The organism is Mesorhizobium sp. CNPSo 4661, assembly GCF_057784215.1.
Map to the genome: position 1 here is coordinate 78119 of NZ_JBWGIO010000008.1, position 17103 is coordinate 95221.

Here is a 17103-nt window from a genome sequence, read left to right on the forward strand (position 1 = left end):
GCTGAAATCCTTAACACGATTTTCATTCCGCTCGCCTAACCACTAGAACCATGGCGAAGCATGACGAGCGGCTGATGGCAGGTCTCTCCTCCGAGGGGCGCAGCGAAGCCGTTGAAGCAGGCATCCTGCGCGATCAGCTCGCCGACCTGGCCAAGGGCGTCTTCATCTCGATGCCCGTCGGCACGGTGCTCTCGGCCCTGATCCTGACGGTTCAGCTCTTGTCGGGCGGCGGCTTTGCCGCGGTGTTGTGGTTTATTGCGATCGCCTTGATCAATGGCGCGCGGCTGGTGCTTGCCGTCGCCCAATCGGACGCGGCCGACGACAGGCCGGAGGCGGCGGGCGCCCGGCTTTCCCTCTATGGCTTGCTGGCGCTTGCCTCGGGCGTCGCCTGGTCGTTCCTGGCGCTGCTGAGCGACGGATACACCACGGCCCAGGCGCCGCTCTATCTGATTGTGCTTGCCGGTGCCTCGGCCGGTTCGGTCACCTATGGAACCGCCTACGCGCCGGCTTCGATCAACTTCATCGTGCTGCCGCTTCTCACCGCCGCCGGCTGCGTGTTCGCCAAAGGCGGCGTCGAAAATGCCGTGCTCGCCTTCACGATCCTGCTTTTCCTCGGCGGCATGATCCGAAGCGCGCTGCTCGGACAATCCCGTTTCCGCGAGACGAGCCGTCTCAAATACGAGGCGCGCGAATTCGCCGCCGAGATGGAGCGCAACTCAAGGCGCGACCCGCTGACGAACTTGCTCAACCGCTATGGCCTGGAGCAGGCGATCGCCAAGCTCGGCCATTCCGACGGCCCGTTCGTGGCCATGCTGATCGATCTCGACGGCTTCAAATCCGTCAACGACACCTATGGCCACAACATCGGCGACGACCTCCTGGTCAAGGTGGCGCGCCGGATCGAGGGCCACGCCCCGCAAGGTGCTACGATCGCGCGCATCGGCGGCGACGAGTTCGTGCTGCTTTTCTCGACCGGCAGATGTCCGCAGCAGGCCGGAGAGCTTGCATCGGCCATCATCGCGGCCATCGCCAACCCGGATCCGGAGCTGAATTCGGTGCGGGTCGGCGCCTCGATCGGCATCTATCAGGCGGAAAAGCCGCGCCTGACGGAAATGCTGCTCAAGGCCGACTTCGCGCTCTATGCGGCCAAGCGCGGCGGCAGGAACGAATACTGCCTCTTCGACGCGGGGCTCGACGCGGCGCTGGAACGCAAGAACCGCATCGAGCGCGACCTGCGCGGCGCGATCGAAGCAGGCCGGCTCTGTTCCTGGTTCCAGCCGCTGGTGCGGCTCGACACCAGCGCGGTCGTCGGCTTCGAGGCGCTGCTGCGCTGGCATCACGATGTCCATGGCGCCATCTCGCCGCCCGAGATCGTCACCGCCGCGCGCGAAACCGGCCTGCTTTCGCTTTTGACCGATACGGTATTCCTCAACTGCTGCGCCATGATCGCAGAGCTGGTCAAACAGGGGCGCCGCGACGTCCGCGTCGCGATGAACCTTTCGCCGCGCGAGCTGGAGGCCGGCAATGTCGACGACATGATCCTTACAGGCCTGCGCAAGAACAATGTGCCAGCCGCGATGCTCGAGATCGAGATCACCGAGGAGGCGCCGGTCGACCGCGATCGGGTCGACGAAAAAGTCGGGCGCCTGGCGGATGCCGGCATATCGATCGTGCTCGACGATTTCGGCACCGGCTTCTCGACCCTGGTGTCGTTGAAGGACAGCCGCATCCGCAAGATCAAGATCGACAAGGATTTCGTGCACGACCTGGCGAAATCCGTGGAGGACCAGGCGCTCGTCGAGGCGGTCATCGGCCTTGGCCGCACGCTGGGCATCGAGGTGATGGCCGAGGGCGTCGAGACCGACGCCGACCGCATGATCCTGCGCTCGCTGGGCTGCATGATCGCGCAGGGCTATCTGTTTTCGGCGGCGCTGCCGATGCGCGACGCGCTGGCCTTCGACGCGGCCCGCAAGTCTGCCGCCGAAGCTCATTTTGAGCCGCTGCGCAATCCCCGGAGCGGCAACGCCGCCTGATCGGCCGCCCGAACGAGGCCGCTCACGCGCGCACCCGGCATCGTTCGGCCAGCAATGAGCTCCGAAAGGGCAGAGTAGCCGCGCGAGCGGCAGCGATGAAACCTTTTGATTTGCAGGCCGTTGTCGCGCGATGCCCCCGGCCAAGTCCAAACCGAAACCGACCGACAAAGCCACACCGCGCGCTGCAGGCAAGCCGCACCCGGCGGAGTTGCGCCACGAGAAGCCGCGCAAGGTGCAGGCGCGCGGCACCCCGAAATCGCGCCCGGACAAAGCTCAGGAAGACAAAGCGCTGGAAGACAAGGTGCTGGAAGGCAAGGCGCAACAGGAGAAGGCGCCGCCACCGGCCGACAAGAAGCCGCGCGAAGAGCAGCCACCTGCCGCCGATGCCGCGCCGGAAGCCATCGGCCATGCCGGGTCGCCGCCGCCCGAGGCCGCTGAACCGGATCCCGAGCTTTCGCCCGAGGAGGCCGAGCGGGCGCGCAAGAAGTACCTTTTGCGGCGCTTCTGGATCAGCGGGCGCGGCTATTGGGGTTTGCGCGGCGACAGGCTCGCCTGGCCGCTGACGATCGGGCTGCTGACGCTGATCTGCGTCAATGTCGGCTTCCAGTATGGCATCAACCGCTGGAACCGCGCGATCTTCGACGCCATCGAGCAGCGCGACGCCCACACCGTCTATTGGCTGAGCGCCATCTTCCTGCCGTTGGTCGCCGGCAGCATCAGTCTGGTCGTGGCCCAGGTCTACCTGCGCATGACCATGCAGCGCCGCTGGCGTTCCTGGCTGACCACGGCGGTCATCCAGCGCTGGCTGGCCAGCGGCCGCTACTACCAGCTCAACCTCGTAAAGGGTGACCATGCCAACCCCGAGGCCCGCCTGACCGAGGATCTTCGCATCGCCACCGAATCGCCGGTCGATTTCATCGCCGGCGTCCTCAACGCCTTCCTGTCGGCTTCGACCTTCATCGTGGTGCTGTGGACCATCGGCGGCGCGCTGAGTTTTACGCTGAGCGGCTCCACCATCACCGTGCCCGGCTTCCTCGTCGTCACCGCGGTCATCTATGCCGCGATCACCTCGACCTCGATGTTCTTCATCGGCCGCCATTTCGTCGAGCTTTCCGAGGAGAAGAACCAGACGGAAGCCGAGTTTCGCTATGTTCTGACACGCGTGCGCGAGAATGGCGAAAGCATCGCGCTGCTCGGCGGCGAGGAGGAGGAGAACGCCGGCATCGACCGCTCCTTCGCCGCTGTGCTCGCCCGCTGGGCGCGGCTCACCGGCCAGCACATGCGTACCGCACTCGTCTCGCAGGGCTCCAGCCTGTTCGCGCCGGTCGTGCCGGTGCTCCTGTGCGCGCCAAAATTCCTCGACGGCTCGATGTCGCTCGGCCAGGTGATGCAGGCGGCCTCCGCTTTCGCCATTGTGCAGGGCGCCTTCGGCTGGCTGGTCGACAATTATCCGCGCCTGGCCGACTGGAATGCCTCGGCGCGCCGCATCGCCTCATTGATGATGTCGCTCGACGGGCTGGAGCGCGCCGAAGAGAACGACACGCTCGGTCGCATCCAGCGTGGCGAGACCGCCGACGGCGCCATGCTCAGCCTCAACAACCTTTCCGTGACGCTCGACGACGGCACCTCGGTGGTCAAGGAGACCGAGGTGGCGATCGAGCCCGGCGAGCGCGTCCTGGTCTCGGGCGAATCCGGCTCGGGCAAGTCGACGCTGGTGCGCGCCATCGCCGGCCTGTGGCCCTGGGGCAGCGGCAGCGTCGATTTCCACCCGGGCAAGCGGCTGTTCATGCTGCCGCAGCGCCCCTACATCCCGTCCGGCACGCTGCGCCGCGCCACCGCCTATCCTGCCGCCGCCGACAACTGGAAGACCAAGGAGATTGCCGCCGCCCTCGACAAGGTCGGCCTCTCCTATCTGAAGGACCGGCTGGAGGAGGAGGCGCCCTGGGACCAGACGCTGTCGGGCGGCGAAAAGCAGCGCCTGGCCTTCGCCCGCCTTCTGCTGCACGCGCCCGACATCGTCGTGCTCGACGAGGCGACCTCGGCGCTGGACGAGAAGAGCCAGGACAAGATGATGCGGACGGTGATCGAGGAGCTACCCAGGGTCACCATCGTCAGCGTGGCACACCGCGCCGAGTTGGAAGCGTTTCATACGCGCAAGATCACGCTGGAAAGGCGCCAGGGCGGCGCGCGGCTGGTGAGCGATGTCGAGCTGGTGTCGAGGAAGCGTAAGCGCGGCCTGCTGCAGCGCGCGCTGTGGGGGAGCGGGGCGAACGGCGGCAAAGGGTAGGGGAGCTCCAACGTTGTACGCAATCGCCGAGGGCGCTCCCCCGCTCCGTCTCGACGCTGCGCGCCGAGCCACCTCTCCCCCACCTTTGGCGGGGGCGAGGAAACGCCAATCGACGGGGGCGAGGAAATGCCAATCACCGAGGGGCACGACTTCGCAAGCTTGGGTTCCTCGCCCCCGCCAGGGCGGGGGAGAGGTGGCTCGGCGAAGCCGAGACGGAGAGGGGGCAGTGCCGGCATCCGCGATATTGGACCCACCTCTGCGCCAACCAACAAACCTTGACGCCACAAGCCGCCCCAGTCTGTAATCTCGACAGACCCGGCCGACAGGAGGAGGACGCCATCATGGAAAAAATCATCCTGGATTGCGATCCGGGGCATGACGACGCCATCGCCATTTTGCTGGCGGCCGGCAACCCGAACATCGACCTGCTCGGCATCACCACGGTTTCGGGCAACCACAATGTCGAGAACACCACGCGCAATGCGCTGGCGACATGCACGGCCTACGGCATCAAGGTGCCGGTGGCGAAGGGCTCGCCCGGCCCTTTGGTCAGCGATCAGGTGCTGGCGATCGAGATCCACGGCGAGACCGGGCTCGACGGCCCCGAGCTGCCACCGGCCTCCTTCGATCTCGACAGGCGCCATGCCGTCGACTTCACCGGAAGTTCTGCGACCTGATCGTCGACGCGGTCGAGCGGCTGAGCCGGCAAAAGGCGTGAGCCGGCCGGGGCCGGGTCACGCCGACCTCACAGCAGCAACGTCTGCCGGTCGCGCAAGGTCGTCGCGATGGCGGCGATGCCGGTCTCTATCTCGCTTTTGCTGGCCAGGATCGTATCGGCCGCAGCATTCTCGACCAGCGAGCGCAGCAGCTCCGCCTGGCCGACCAGCACCGCGTCCTTCTCGGCGAGCATGGCGAGCGTCGCGGCCTCCTGCCGGTAGCGCTGCGCCATGCGGTCGTTCTCCGGCACCGGCTGGTGGCGGATCAGCCCTTCCAGCCCGCCCACCTCGCGGCCCAGCCGCTCCAGCGCCTGGGCGTTGGCGACGACGGCCGGGTCGGGGAAGGGGTTGGCGCGGGTAGGGGGTGCGATGTTCTCGCGCCGGTAGCGGCTCTCGGCCTCGTCGAGCCCCGCGCGTGCCCGGCCAAGCAGCGAGCACGCCATCTGGCGCACCCGCTGGTCGTCGGCGCGGAGCTGGTTCTCCTGCCGGTAGAAGTTGTAGCCATAGCCGTAGAACAGGTTGATCCCGACCTGCGCCAGCGGCCCGGCCTCGTAGAAACGGCTCATCGCGTCGCGCCGACTTCGTCACCCAGCGGGTAAAAGCCGGTCGGCTGGCCGCCGATCTGGAACGGCACGCCGGCCGCCGCGTTCGGCGCCGAGACCAGGCCCTTGTCGGCCATGCGCAGCGCCAGGTAATAGCGCACCGCCTCGATGGGGGTGAGCCCGATCGCCTGCAGCGAGATCAATTCGCGCATGCGCTCGTCGCGCGGCATGATCAGCACCTTGAGGTCGTTCAGCATGATGCCGTAGACCTTGAGGAAATCGGTGAGATGCGCCTTCACCGCCTCGCGCACGTCGCTGATGCGCTCGTTGACGTTCTCCATCTTGGTGACCTGGATGATCTGGTTGATTGCCTGCTCGATCGCCGGCCCGGCATAGTCGGCGATCTCCTTGGTGTCGATCACAGCGCCCGCGAACGGCATGTGGGTGATGAGGTCGAGCGCCTCTTCCTTGCTGTCGATGTGGATATAATAGTCCACCACATAGGACATCTCCGCCATCTCGGCGCTTGTCGCCACGCCCTCGTTGCGCACCAGGAGCTTCGAGCGGTTGATGTAGATGACCTCGTAGACCCAGGGCGACGAACCGCCGAAGAAGCCTTGCACCACCGAGCCGACCAGCGGCTTGTCCGGCGTCTGCAGCGCGTATTGCCCCGTCTCGTAGACATTGAGCACCGCGCCGCGCGATTTCAGGATGCAGAAATGGTTGCTTTCGACGGTGAGCAGCGAGCCCGAAACGATGCTCTCGTCGACGATCTTCATCGCCACGGTCCTGGTGCCGAGCGCATCGGTACCGTCGCGCTGCAGAGACGTGATGACCTGCCTGGTGATTGCCATTGGACTTTCCCTCGCTTGGTTGGAGGCGCACCCGCCTCATGGATTTACGTTGCAAAACAGAGAGTTGGAGCGGACAGACGATTCAGGATGGCAGCCGCGCTAACGCGGCGAACAGAGGCCCTTGCCCCTGAAGGATTGTTCGAGCCGCGCGGTGCGGTCGCTGCGCTGCCGGTAGCCGCCATCGCCGTCGAGCAGATATTTGGCGCGCTGCTTGCCTTGTGCCTGCGCTGCCGCCTTCTTCGACTGCTTGGCTGACGCCTGCCTGAGCGGCTTCAGCACCTCGGCCGCCCTGCGCTCGATCTCGCCAGTGAGGCCTGACTCCTGTAAGGCGCGGCTGACGGCCTGCCCGAGCAGTTCCCGCCCGGTCTCGCCAAGCAGCCCTTCGCCAAGCAGGCCTTTTTCGCCGAGGAAGCTCGAAACCGCTTCGGCGACATCGGCGATCTCGTCGCCTTCGGCATCGTCGTCGGTGTCGTCGGAAGAAGCGGTCCGCTGCGCAGCGCGCCGGCCGCCCTCCGGTCGAACGCTTTTCGGTCGAACCCCTTTCGCCCGACCCTTGGCGAACCACTGCCAGGCGACGAAGCCGAGCGCGAGCACAAACAGAAGATGCGACATGCCAGACCCCGATCAAATCGCCAAAACTCAAAATCGAAGGGAGTGGGGCAAGCGGTAGTCAACAACGAGACCCGGGACTGTGCCCGATTTCACAATGTCGCGGGGTGCCGTTTCGCTCGGCTCCGCTCGGTGGTCCGCCTTGGTTGCCCGCTTTGAAGATGCCGGAACGCGCCCGCCTCAGCGCGCGTTGCCGCCCGTTTCCGGACGCCAACGGCCACGCCTGAGGCGTATCAAAAGCCGTTCCGTCGCCGATCCCCCTCCATCCCTTGCCTCATTCACAAAGACATTCTCTTCGCCGGACGGGGCTGTCCGGGAACCATGGATGGCATGCTGCCATCGTTGATAAGCGAAGACTGAAATACCCGCCATACACATTGTCGCGAGCGGCCGGCGGCGCCCCTTTTCCTCGCCCCCGCAAAGCGGGGGAGAGGTGGCTCGGCGCGCAGCGCCGAGACGGAGAGGGGGCGGCGCCGGCGTATGCCATTGCCTCCTACCGGCAGCAGGCCAATCGCGCATGGCGGCGCTGGCCCCCTCTCCGTCCGCTACGCGGCCACCTCTCCCCGCCGTTGGCGGGGGCGAGGAACCCTGGCTCGCGAGAGCCGCAGCCACCGAGATTGGCATTTCCTCGCCCCATGAAATGGGGAGAGAGGTGGCCGCATAGCGGACGGAGCGGGGGCAGCGCCAGCGTATGTCATCACGCGCCAACCATGCCGATGCTAAACAGTCTGTAGAGCGGCTCGCCGTTTCCACGAAACGAAGAACCGCCTAGAGTTCCACCGAGCACGACAGACCGGGATCACCGGGGAGGGGAACATCGCGATGAAAGACGCCACGCCACTTGATCCGAGACCGCTTGCTGAGATCGCCAGCTACCACGCCCACATCTACTACGGTGATGCTGCCCAGCGCCGGCAGGCCGAATGGCTGCGCGAGCGCATCGGCGAGCGTTTTCGCGTGCGGCTGGGCAACTGGCGCGACGAGCCGGTCGGCCCGCATGAGCAGGCCATGTACCAGGTCTCCTTCGCCACCGAAATCTTCGCTACGCTCGTCCCCTGGCTGATGCTGAACCACGGGGGCCTGAGCATCCTCGTCCACCCCAACACCACCAACCCCAAGCGCGACCATTTGATCGACCCGATCTGGATCGGCCGCGCGCTCAGCGTGCATGGCGAGGCGCTGGGAGAGGAGGACGAGGCGGAAGAGGCGCTGGAGGTGAATACGCAGCCGGCGCTGGGGGCGTGAGGGGGCGCGTCCTCGCAGCCATGCACGCGGGACGAGAGAGCCAGAGCCCACGTCCCGCGCGGCGTACCCCGGAAGCATCGCCCGGAATCAGCTACATATATGCAGCTTAGCTAAAATATGCCATTCTGACATGGCGTGTTTGCCAAGTTACGATTAGAGCTGCGCAAGGGACAGCATAATCCAGGCTGGAAAAGCATTGACCACAGATCGGCCGTTACTGGTGATGTGCTCGAAACACACCCGCGATAAAGAGCTGGGGCGATTGGTTCTACTGCTTGCCAAACTGACGGCCAGCACATAAGCCTGCATATCTGCGATCATTGATCCTCGGGGGAGGGGCTTGTGGCGAAAACAAAACAACTCGCGACGAAATGCGCAGCGTTGTGCCTGGGCGCGGCGATCCTCGCCGTGCCTGTCGCCGAAGCGCTGGCCGACAACGTCGTAGCGGACGACCAGATCGTTCAGGGAAGCCTCTGCGTGGGCCTTGATTGCGTCAACAACGAGACCTTCGGGTTCAACACGATCGTCGTGAAGGAAAACAACACACGCATCTATTTCGACGACACGAGCGCGTCGGCCGGATATGCCGCCAACGACTGGGCGCTGATCGCGAACGATGCCGCATCGGGTGGCGCCAACTATTTCGGCATCCAGGATGCGACGAACAACAAGATGGTGTTCCGCGTGGATGCGGGCGCTCCCGAGAATGCGGTCTATGTCAATAGCTCGGGGAATCTCGGGCTGGGCACGTCCAACCCGGCGCTTGGCCTGCAGATAACCCGAGGCGATACGCCCGCGATCCGCCTGGAGCAGACAAACACCGCCGGCTTCACGGCGCAGACCTGGGACATCGGCGCCAATGAGGCGAATTTCTTCGTTCGCGATCTGACGAACGGTAGCCAGCTTCCTTTTCGCATCCGGCCGGGCGCGCCGACGAGCAGCCTCGACATTGCCGCGAACGGCAATGTCGGTCTCGGCACCGCTTCCGCCACCAGCAAGCTGCATGTCTACGGCGCTGCCTCGGAAGACACTTTCGAGACCATCGGCGTGTCCTCGGCGGCCAACGCGGACGGGCTGACGCTCGGCTATGGCGGCGCCAGCTTCGGCGTCGGAACCTCGCTGATCAACGCCCATTCGGCGACCGGATCGAGCGGCCGGCTTCTCCTTGCAACCGATGGCGTGACGCGCATGACCATCGATGGAAATGGAAATGTGGGCATCGGCACGGATACGCCGGCCGCAGGCCTCGATGTCGTGGGCACTGTCCGCTTTGCATCGCTTGCGGGCTGCTCGTCCGGCATCGGCACCAATGCTTCGGGCGATCTGACCTGCATCACCGGCGGAAGCGGAAATCCGCCCTATTACGACACGACCGCCTCCGGCACGCAGCCGAACGCGAGCGGGACCAATTCCACCGCGGCCGGCTCGGGAAGCAACGCCAGCGGCACCAACGCCCTGGCCGGCGGCACCAACAATCAATCGCAGGGGGACAACACCACCGTCATCGGCTCCAACAACAGCGTCACGGGCGACGACAGCGGCGCCTTCGGCACCGGCAACACCGTCAAAGGCAGTGGCAGCTACGCGATCGGCGATCCCAACGTTGTCAATGGCGACAAGTCCTTCGTCTACGGCGACGACAACGCCGTCAACGCCCCGGATGTCGCCGGCTACGGCGACGGTATCCAAGTGTTCGGCTCGAACAACACTGTCGCAAGCACCACCAATTCCTCCGGATCGGTGGTGATCGGATCGGGTAACACGGTCAACGCCGCCAACACCATCGCGCTCGGCAATGGAACGACGGTGACCGGCGCCAATGCAATCGCCATGGGAGCGGGCGCATCCTCGGCCGGCCTGAACGCGGTTGCGATCGGCCCGGGTGCCAGCGCCGGCTATGCGGGGTCGGCCGCCTATGGCTCGGGCGCCGTCGCGACAAGGCAGAACGAGCAGGTGTTCGGAACGGCGAGCAACACCTATGCGATGCCCGGCTTGACGTCGGCGGCGAGCTCATCCGCTCAAACCGGCGCGATCGAGATCGTCACCACCGATTCCAGCGGCAATCTCGCCTCGGTGACCCCGGGCGCTCTCGGCTTTGCCGACCCTGCGCAATTCAACAGTCTCAACTCGCGCATCGACAGCGTCGGCAGCCGCGCCTATTCCGGCGTCGCCATGGCGATGGCGCTGGCCGGCGCCCCGACCGTGCTTCCGGACGAAAAATTCGTCACCACCTTGAACTGGGGCACGTTCGAAGGAGCCAACGCCTTTGCGCTCAGCGCGGGCGCCCGGCTCGGCTCGCAGCTCCAGTTGAATGGCGGCATCGCCTTCGATCCCAACCAGCATATGGCCGGCGGACGGCTGGGCCTGAGGATGAGCTGGTAGGAAGCGGACCCGCCGGCTGGACATGATGATCCCAATGCGAACAGTCACAATCCTCTTGGCGGCGACGCTGGTCGTGTGCGCCGCCGGACTTGGCTTTGCCCAGACGCAGACTCAGGCGCCGGCGTCGGGCAAGAAGAAGGCATCTTCGCCGGCCGCACCGGCCGCGCCAGCCTGGCCGGCAAATGCCGCGCAATCGATCTATCTCGCCCGCAGCACGATGATGGCTCTGCAACAGGCGGTGGAGACAGGCAACTTCACAGTGTTGAGGGACATGGGTTCGCCGGGCTTTCGCGCCCAGAACACCGCGGCCGACCTTGCCATCAGGTTCCAGGCGCTGCGCCAGTCCGGCGCCGATCTGACGGCGGTTGCCGTCGTCGCCCCGCAACTGTCCACGCCGCCCTTTCTCGATCCCCAGAAGCAGCTGCACCTTGTTGGCCTGTTTCCCACGCAGCCACTGGAGATCGATTTCGACCTCTCCTTCGAAAACGTCGACAACCGCTGGCGGGTCTCCGCCATCGGCGTAACGGCTGCCCCGGCGCCGAAAGCGCCGGATGCGGGCGATAAGGGTAAGGCGGCGAAATAGGCTGCGCGGCTGGCCACGATATTCCAGAGGAAACCAGCATGACGCCGCCGCGCCGGCGCATCGGCGAACGTTTTTGCGTGCGGCTCGGCAACTGGCGCGACGAGCCGGTCGGCCCGCATGAGCAGGCCATGTACCAGGTCTCCTTCGCCACCGAGATCTTCGCCTCGCTCGTCCCCTGGCTGATGCTGAACCACGACGGCGGCCTGAGCATCCTCATCCACCCCAACACCAGCAACCCCAGGCGCAACCATCTGATCGACCCGATCTGGATCGGCCATGCGCTCGGCGTGCATGGCGAGGTGCTGGGCGAGGCGGAAGAGGCGCTGGAGGTGAATACCGAGCCGACACTGGGAGTGTGAGGGGGTTCTATCGCGCCGGCCAAGCGCGCGCGGTTGCTTGTCGCCGATGGTCGGCGCTTGGGCGCCTCCGTGGTCGTCCTGGCCGGGCATGCTGGCCGCCGGCCTTGCCGGCTTCCGGAACGATTGTCAGGCGGTTGTCAGGTTGGATTCGCTATGCCGCGCCAATGACGTGCGCAAGCCGTCATGGCCTGTCGGCCGAAATACCGGTCGCACTTCAACTTCCCCAACCGAATGGAGCTCTCATGTATCGCACTCTCGTTCTTGCCGCCCTCGCGGGCCTGATCGCCGGACCGGCCCTGGCCGCCGGCACCTGCAGCACGGACGCGAAATCGAAGTTCCAGCCCAAGACGACGCTCGAGGCCCAGTTGAAAGGCGAAGGCCTGACCGTGCGCCAGATCAAGACCGAGAAGGGCTGCTACGAGGTCTATGCGGTCGACAAGGACGGCAAGAAGGTCAACGCCGCCTACAATGCCGAGACCCTCGAGAAGCTCGACAATGCCGAAGCCGGCGAAAACTGATCGAGCCTTGCTCCCACAAGCAGGCGCGCGCCCGTCTCACGATGTGGTGCGCGTCTGGGACCGGGTCGTGCGCGGATTCCATTGGGCGCTCGTGCTGAGCTTCGCCGTCGCGTGGTTCACCTCCGAGGGCGCCGAGGACATCCACCACTGGGCCGGATACGCCGCCGCCTCGCTTGTCGCGCTGCGGCTGGTGTGGGGCGTCGTCGGCACGCGGTATGCGCGCTTTTCGCAGTTCGTGCGCGATCCCGCCACGGTGCTGCGCTATCTCGCCGCCATAATCAAAGGCAGCGAAGCCCGCTATATCGGCCACAACCCGGCTGGCGGCGCGATGGTGGTCGCACTGATGGCCATGATGGCCTGCGTGGCGCTGACCGGGTGGATGATGACGACGGACGCCTATTTCGGCGTGTCCTGGGTGGAGGATGCGCACAGCCTGGCCGCGCACGGCCTGCTGGTGCTCGTGCTCCTCCACATTGGCGGCGTGGCGCTGGCAAGCCTTCGCCATCGCGAGAACCTGGTTCGGGCGATGATCACCGGGCGCAAGCGCAAAGCGGCGCCGGCCGACATCGCCTGACCGCGCCTGAACGGCAACCGCGGGCGCCTGCCTGGGAGCCCGCGGGAACATAATATCAGCTTGCGCGATTATTCCGGGCGCTCCCGGCCCTGGATACGCGCGAGCCTTGCAAGACGGAGAAGCCCGATGCGGCGCTATACACAGATCACCATCGCCATCCACTGGCTTACCGCCGTGCTGGTCGTCATTGCCTGGTTCACCGCGGTCGGCGGGCGCCATGCGCGCACCGACCCCTCCTATGTGCATTTCACCGTCGGTCTTGCCGTGCTGGTGCTGGTGGTGCCGCGCCTCCTGGCGCGCTGGCTGGGGGCGGCGCCCCATGTCGAGGACCCGCAGAGCCGCTGGATGGACCTTGCCGCGCGCGCCGGACACACGCTGCTCTATCTGTTCCTCATCGCGCTGCCGCTCAGCGGCTGGTATGCCGCCTCGCGCCTCGGCCTCCCGGTCTCCTTCCTGGGGCTGGACCTGCCTGCCCTGGCCACGCCCGTGCAGGGCGCGCCCGGCCAGATCGCCGACCTGCACGAAACCGGCGGCACGCTGATCCTGTGGCTGGCCGGCGCCCATGCGCTGGTCGCGATATGGCACCAGTTCGTCATCAAGGACGGAACGCTCGAGCGGATGAACCCGCTCGTGTCGAACGACCTCGCCGGCGGCCGCGAATAGTCGCCGAAAGAGCAGAGCGAGGGGCAGCATCTGCGCACCGGCGAACGCTTCCGCCCGCGCCTCGGCAACTGGCGTGACGAGCCGGTCGGCCCGCATGAGCAGGCCATGTACCGGTCTCCTTCGCCACCGGGATCTTCGCCACGCTGGTTCCCTGGCCGCGCGCACCGCGGGGGGCTCGCCAGGCAGCGATGCGGACCGCCAGTTCAGTCTTCGTTGCTTGGTTGCTCCAGCACCCAGGCCGCAGCGAAAATCGGTTCGTGAAGCCTGTTCCATGGGCTATAATGCCGCCGTTGGAGTACCGGCATGCCGGGCGTATCGATCGTCCCCATCAATGTCTCTTCCACTGTCGGAGGGATATCATGAACGTTCTGATAGTCTTTGGAACGACGGAAGGGCAGACGAAGAAGGTTGCCGAGCGGGTGGCAGCGCATTTTCGTGGGCGCGGGCACCATGTGGAGTTGCAGGATAGCGCGGCGCTTGCATCCGATTTGGAGCTTGGACATGTCGACGCATTCGTCATCGCCGCATCGGTCCACCAGGAGCACCATCAGGAAGCCGTCACGAACTTCGTGTTTGCGCATCACGACCTGCTGAGCACCAGGCCTTCCGCCCTCATATCCGTCAGCCTGTCGGCGGCGCTGGAAGGCCACGAGGCAGACGCTCAAAGATACGTGGATCGCTTCGTCTCGGTGACGGCGTGGCAACCGCGCATGACCCTGCTTCTCGGCGGCGCCTTGCGCTTCTCCAAGTACGATTTCTTTCAGGAGCAGTTCGTCAAATTCGTCGTCATGAAGAGCGGCGATCCGAACATCGAGCGCGATCACGAATTCACCGACTGGAACGCGCTCGCCAACTTCGCCGATCGATTCCTTGAGACTATCGCCTAGAGCGTTTCAGCAGGCGTCGCAGATGGCAGGCACTGATTTGGCACTATCCCGAAGTCCGCACGACAGCCAACTCACAGACATCGAGACTGCGATCTCGTTCTCCGCCTATCCCCCAGCCAATCTCGGCAGCAAAAAAATCTCCGCCCCCGGCGGCAGCTCCTTGCTCCACGTATCGCGATAGATCGTCCCGTCGATCGCCACCGCGATTCCGCGGTCGATCCATGGCTCGATCCCGGGATACTGTTCCGCCAGTTTGCGGAACAGTTCCCTGATGTCCTTGGCCTCGATGTCGTGCTTGGCCTTGCCTCCGGCGACGGCGCTGAGCGAGCCCCAAAGGGTAACTTCGACCATCAGACCCTCAAGCTGCGTCGATATTCAGGTGAGGCCGGCCTGCGAAGGACGGCTTCCTGCGCTTCCGGCCTTCGCCGGCCGAAGCACTCGTAAGCCGCCGCGCAGCCAAAGCTACGGCCGGCGTAGGCCGGTGCTCACGTACTTCAAGTACGCTCCGCTCCGGTTCTCGCAAGCCATCATTCTCGGCTCGGCCTGACCTGAATCTCAACACAGCTTACCCTAGCTTGGCTACCTCTCAGCCTTCCCGCTCCGCATCCAGCGCCGCCAGAATCCTCGGCGGCGACATCGGGATGTGGGTCATGCGCACGCCGACCGCGTTCGACACCGCGTTGGCGATCGCCGCCAGCGGCGGCACGATCGAGGTTTCGCCCACGCCGCGCACGCCATAGGGGTGGTTGGGGTTGGGGATTTCCAGGATCTGCGTATCGATCATCGGCAGGTCGGAGCAGACCGGGATGCGGTAGTCGAGGAAGCCCGCATTCTGCAGCCGCCCGTCCTTGCCGTAGATATACTCCTCGTTGAGCGCCCAGCCGATGCCTTGCGCGGCACCGCCCTGGTACTGGCCCTCGACATAGGTCGGGTGCACCGCCTTGCCGGCATCCTGCACCACCGTGTAGCGGATCACCCGGGCAGCACCCGTCTCGGGGTCGACCTCGATGTCGCAGATATGGGTGGCGAAGGAGACGCCGGCGCCGTCGGCGACGAGCTCGCTATGGCCGGCGATCGGCCCGCCGGTCGTGCCCGACTTGGCCGCGATGTCCTTCAGCGACAGCGGCGACAGGTTGCCGTATTTCTCGCCCTTGGCGATGGCGTGGCCCTTTTCCCAGGTGACGTCGTCCACCGGGATATCCCACATCTGCGCGGCGCGATCGCGCAGGATCTTGATCGCGTTGCGGGCGGCCGAGATCGTCGCCATCGAGGAGGAGAAGGTGCCGCGGCTGCCGTCGGTCATGTCGTTGTAGCCGAGCGAAGACGTGTCGGCGACGATCGCTTTGACGTTGCTGTAGTCGATGCCGAGCTCTTCCGCCGCCACCAGCGACAGCGAGGCGCGGGAGCCGCCGACGTCGACGGTGCCCACGGCCAGCGACACCGAGCCGTCCATGCCGATGTTCAAGTCGGTGCAGGTCTGGCCGCCGAAGTTGAACCAGAAGCCGCAGGCCATGCCGCGCCCCTGGTTCGCCTTGAGCGGCGCCTTCATGTGCGGATGCTTCTTCACCGCCTCCAGCGTCGGGCCGATGCCGATCGGCCCGTAGACCGGGCCGTAGGAGGCGCGCGTGCCTTCCTGCGCGGCGTTCTTGATGCGGAAGTCCACCGCGTCCATGCCGATCTCCTTGGCGAGCTCGTCGATCGAGCTTTCCACCGCGAAGGCCGCCATCGGCGCCGAAGGCGCGCGATAGGCCGCCGTCTTCGGCCGGTTGACCAGCACTTCGAAGCCGACGGTCTTGACGTTCTCCAGCTTGTAGCAGGCGAACGCCGTCATCGCGCCGATCTCGGCCCAAGATCCGGCATAAGGGCCGGCGCTGTAGCGCAGGGTCGCTTCCGCGGCGGTGATGGTGCCGTCCTTCCTGGCGCCGATCCTGACGTCGATCGAAGTGGCGCTGGTCGGGCCCGACGCGCGGAAAACCTCGTCGCGGGTCATGACAAGCTTCACCGGCCGGCCGGCCTTGCGCGACAGCGCAAGCGCCACCGGCTCGGCCCAGACATGGGTCTTGCCGCCGAAACCGCCGCCGATCTCCGACGAGGTGACGCGCAGCTTGGAGGCTTCGAGCCCGAGCAGCTGGGCGCAGTGCTGGCGGTAGACGAAATGGCCCTGCGTGCAGACCCAAAGGTCCGCCGTGCCGTCCGGGTTGACGCTCGCCACGCAGGCATGCGGCTCGATATAGCCCTGATGCGTCTGCTCGGTCTTGAACGAGCGCTCGACGATGAAATCGGCCTGGGCGAACCCCTTGTGGACATCGCCATGGCCGAACTGCGTGCGCTTGGTGACGTTGGAGGGTTTTGCCGGCTTTTCCTCGAGGCCCTCGGTGAAGACCTGGTCATTGATCAGCGGCGCGTGGTGCTGCGCGGCCTCGTCGACATCGGTCACATGTGGCAGCACCTCATAGTCGACCTCGATCAGCTTCAGCGCCTGGCGCGCGATGCGGGCGTCGATCGCCGCCACCGCGGCCACCGCATGGCCGTCATAGAGCGCTTTCTTGCGCGCCATCGAGTTGTCGAGGATGTCGTACATGGCGGCGTCGCCATCGGTGAGGTCGGGCAGGTCCTTCGCCGTAATCACCGCCTTCACGCCGGCGAGCTTTTCCGCCTTCGAGGTGTCGATGCTCTTGATCACCGCATGCGCGTGCGGGCTGCGCAGCACGCGGCCGACCAACTGGCCGGCCATGTTGAAGTCGGCGCCGTAGCGGGCGCGTCCGGTCACCTTGTCGATGCCGTCGGGGCGGATCGGCCGCGTGCCGACCGAGGAGAAATTGCGTCCGGTAAAGCGCGGATCGAAATTCAT

The 17103-nt window shown here is 65.7% G+C and carries 16 protein-coding genes; 11 read left to right on the forward strand and 5 right to left on the reverse strand.

Annotated features, from left to right (window positions below):
• Positions 1-74 precede the first annotated feature (74 nt).
• The 3 genes from AC0YKC_RS13530 (at position 75) to AC0YKC_RS13540 (ending at position 4997) form a co-directional block, all read left to right on the forward strand.
• Complete coding sequence (locus tag AC0YKC_RS13530) at positions 75-2033, forward strand: putative bifunctional diguanylate cyclase/phosphodiesterase (protein WP_488511385.1); 1959 nt, start codon at positions 75-77, stop codon at positions 2031-2033.
• 130 nt (positions 2034-2163) lie between these two features.
• Positions 2164-4320, forward strand: coding sequence for an ABC transporter ATP-binding protein/permease (locus AC0YKC_RS13535; protein ID WP_488511386.1), 2157 nt, complete (start codon positions 2164-2166; stop codon positions 4318-4320).
• A 341-nt stretch (positions 4321-4661) separates the two neighbouring features.
• Entirely contained in the window at positions 4662-4997 is a 336-nt protein-coding gene (locus AC0YKC_RS13540) for a nucleoside hydrolase (protein WP_320296121.1), read from the forward strand.
• A gap of 68 nt (positions 4998-5065) precedes the next feature.
• Here AC0YKC_RS13540 and AC0YKC_RS13545 read toward each other — a convergent pair whose 3' ends face one another.
• The 3 genes from AC0YKC_RS13545 to AC0YKC_RS13555 form a co-directional block, all read right to left on the reverse strand.
• Positions 5066-5602 (reverse strand): hypothetical protein, encoded by a 537-nt coding sequence (locus tag AC0YKC_RS13545; protein ID WP_488511387.1) that lies wholly within the window; start codon positions 5600-5602, stop codon positions 5066-5068.
• Positions 5599-6432 carry an SPFH domain-containing protein gene (locus tag AC0YKC_RS13550; RefSeq protein WP_140804921.1) on the reverse strand — a complete coding sequence of 278 codons (834 nt, stop codon included), beginning with the start codon at positions 6430-6432 and terminating at the stop codon, positions 5599-5601. Before AC0YKC_RS13550 ends, AC0YKC_RS13545 begins: the two co-directional genes overlap by 4 nt.
• Positions 6433-6531: 99 nt before the next feature.
• Complete coding sequence (locus AC0YKC_RS13555) at positions 6532-7044, reverse strand: hypothetical protein (RefSeq protein ID WP_320296119.1); 513 nt, start codon at positions 7042-7044, stop codon at positions 6532-6534.
• Between the two features lie 819 nt (positions 7045-7863).
• Between AC0YKC_RS13555 and AC0YKC_RS13560 the strand changes: the two genes are divergently transcribed.
• The 8 genes from AC0YKC_RS13560 (at position 7864) to AC0YKC_RS13595 (ending at position 14252) form a co-directional block, all read left to right on the forward strand.
• A complete protein-coding gene (locus AC0YKC_RS13560; protein WP_488511388.1) occupies positions 7864-8286 on the forward strand; it encodes a DOPA 4,5-dioxygenase family protein in 423 nt (140 codons plus the stop codon).
• Between the two features lie 342 nt (positions 8287-8628).
• Positions 8629-10668 carry a hypothetical protein gene (locus AC0YKC_RS13565; RefSeq protein ID WP_488511389.1) on the forward strand — a complete coding sequence of 680 codons (2040 nt, stop codon included), beginning with the start codon at positions 8629-8631 and terminating at the stop codon, positions 10666-10668.
• 34 nt (positions 10669-10702) lie between these two features.
• Positions 10703-11251 carry a hypothetical protein gene (locus AC0YKC_RS13570; RefSeq protein WP_488511390.1) on the forward strand — a complete coding sequence of 183 codons (549 nt, stop codon included), beginning with the start codon at positions 10703-10705 and terminating at the stop codon, positions 11249-11251.
• Positions 11252-11289: 38 nt separating this feature from the next.
• Positions 11290-11610 (forward strand): DOPA 4,5-dioxygenase family protein, encoded by a 321-nt coding sequence (locus AC0YKC_RS13575; protein ID WP_488511391.1) that lies wholly within the window; start codon positions 11290-11292, stop codon positions 11608-11610.
• 242 nt (positions 11611-11852) lie between these two features.
• Positions 11853-12128 carry a PepSY domain-containing protein gene (locus tag AC0YKC_RS13580; protein WP_488511392.1) on the forward strand — a complete coding sequence of 92 codons (276 nt, stop codon included), beginning with the start codon at positions 11853-11855 and terminating at the stop codon, positions 12126-12128.
• A complete protein-coding gene (locus AC0YKC_RS13585; RefSeq protein ID WP_488511393.1) occupies positions 12106-12702 on the forward strand; it encodes a cytochrome b/b6 domain-containing protein in 597 nt (198 codons plus the stop codon). Before AC0YKC_RS13580 ends, AC0YKC_RS13585 begins: the two co-directional genes overlap by 23 nt.
• Before the next feature lie 126 nt (positions 12703-12828).
• A complete protein-coding gene (locus tag AC0YKC_RS13590) occupies positions 12829-13365 on the forward strand; it encodes a cytochrome b (protein WP_488511394.1) in 537 nt (178 codons plus the stop codon).
• 281 nt (positions 13366-13646) lie between these two features.
• On the forward strand, positions 13647-14252 hold the full coding sequence (locus tag AC0YKC_RS13595) for a flavodoxin domain-containing protein (protein ID WP_488511395.1): 606 nt from the start codon (positions 13647-13649) through the stop codon (positions 14250-14252).
• A gap of 105 nt (positions 14253-14357) precedes the next feature.
• On the opposite strand, the gene AC0YKC_RS13600 is transcribed toward AC0YKC_RS13595, so the two are convergent.
• Together AC0YKC_RS13600 and AC0YKC_RS13605 are read right to left on the reverse strand one after the other, a co-directional pair.
• A complete protein-coding gene (locus tag AC0YKC_RS13600) occupies positions 14358-14603 on the reverse strand; it encodes a MoaD/ThiS family protein (RefSeq protein ID WP_224513361.1) in 246 nt (81 codons plus the stop codon).
• A gap of 235 nt (positions 14604-14838) precedes the next feature.
• Positions 14839-17103, reverse strand: a complete 2265-nt coding sequence (locus AC0YKC_RS13605; protein ID WP_488511396.1) for a xanthine dehydrogenase family protein molybdopterin-binding subunit — start codon at positions 17101-17103, stop codon at positions 14839-14841.